The 1411-nt window shown below is 68.6% G+C and carries 1 protein-coding gene and 1 pseudogene; both read left to right on the forward strand.

Translation table 11 applies throughout. The annotated features are described in order from the left end of the window. Positions 1–16: 16 nt before the first annotated feature. Entirely contained in the window at positions 17–592 is a 576-nt protein-coding gene (locus PV419_RS52785; protein WP_319701231.1) for an IS607 family transposase, read from the forward strand. A gap of 58 nt (positions 593–650) precedes the next feature. After that, a pseudogene (locus PV419_RS52790) lies at positions 651–1411 on the forward strand (IS200/IS605 family accessory protein TnpB-related protein); the annotation flags it as partial.

Here is a 1411-nt window from a genome sequence, read left to right on the forward strand (position 1 = left end):
GCGTTATGATCTTCGCGTGAATCTGACTGAGTGGGCGCGAGCGCAGGGGATCAGTCCCCACACTGCGTATCGCTGGTTCAGGAACGGGACACTGCCGGTGCCCGCTCAGCGTGTGGGTCCGCGCACGATCCTGGTGAATATCGACGCGGCTGCGGCTGTCGAAGCTGTCGGCGGTCTGGGCTTGTACGCCCGTGTCTCCTCGCGTGATCAGAAGGACGATCTGGAGCGTCAGGTCGCGCGGTTGTCGCAGTGGGCGGCGAAGGCTGGTCACCGTGTGGTGCGGGTTGAGGCGGAGATCGGTTCCGGTGTGAACGGCACCCGCAGCAAGGCCCGTCGTCTGCTGGCTGATCGGGACGTGACCTGCGTGGTGGTGGAACACAAAGACCGGCTCGGGCGGATGAATGTCGAACTGGTCGAGGCCGCGCTGTCCGCGCACGGCCGCCGTCTGGTTGTGCTGGATGACGGCGAGGCCGAAGACGACCTGGTGCGCGACATGGTGGAGGTGCTGACGTCGTTCTGTGCCCGCCTGTACGGGCGCCGGTCGGCGAAGAACCGCGCCCGCAAAGCGCTGGAGGCCGCCGAGCCTGGCTGAGCAGCGCAGGCCGCTGCGGCAGATCGCCCGCCCGTTCGTCGCCGACGGGCCGTCCGGGGTGTCGATACGCGACCGCCTCAAGGGTCTCACCCCCGAGGATGACAAGGTGCTGCGTGCCGTGGGCGAGCACATGGGCCGCCTGGCGTCCCGTGATCTCGCCCGGCGCTGCCGGGATGGCATGAACCATTCCACGGACACCTGGGCTGAGCGCAAGCGGGAGCTGACGGCCGAGTCCTCGTCGCGGTGGGCGGGTTCGGTCACCGCGAACACCCATGACCAGTGGGGTCTGTCCCGCCGCGCCCAGTGGCAGCATCTGGTGTCGCTGGACGCCGGTATCCGCACGATCCGTCACCGGCTGTCCCTGCCTGTGGGTGAGACGGGCAGCCGGGGCACCCCGGGCGGCTACCGCTCCCGGAACGAGTGGTTCCAAAAGACGCGCCGCCTGGAGATCCTGGAAACCGAATACGAGCGCGTTCGTGCCGAGCGTGAGGCCGGACGGGTGTCCGTGGTGCGAGGAGGGCGCCGACTTCTCAAGCAGCGTCACAACCTCACCGCCGCAGACAAGACTCCCCGGCAGTGGCGGCAGGAGTGGGAGGCAGCCCGCTGGTTTTTGACCGCTGACGGGGAGTCCGGCAAACGCTTCGGGAACGAGACGATCCGCGTCACCCCCGGCGGCGAGATCAGCATCAAGCTGCCCGCGCCGCTCGCGCACCTGGCGAACACCAAGCACGGCCGGTACCTACTGGCCGCGACAGTGTCGTTCCCACACCGGGGCGCTGAATGGCGCGACCGCACCGAGGCGAACCGAGCCGTGGCCTA

Origin of the sequence: Streptomyces sp. ME19-01-6 (assembly GCF_033793745.1) — a bacterium.
GTDB lineage: Bacteria > Actinomycetota > Actinomycetes > Streptomycetales > Streptomycetaceae > Streptomyces.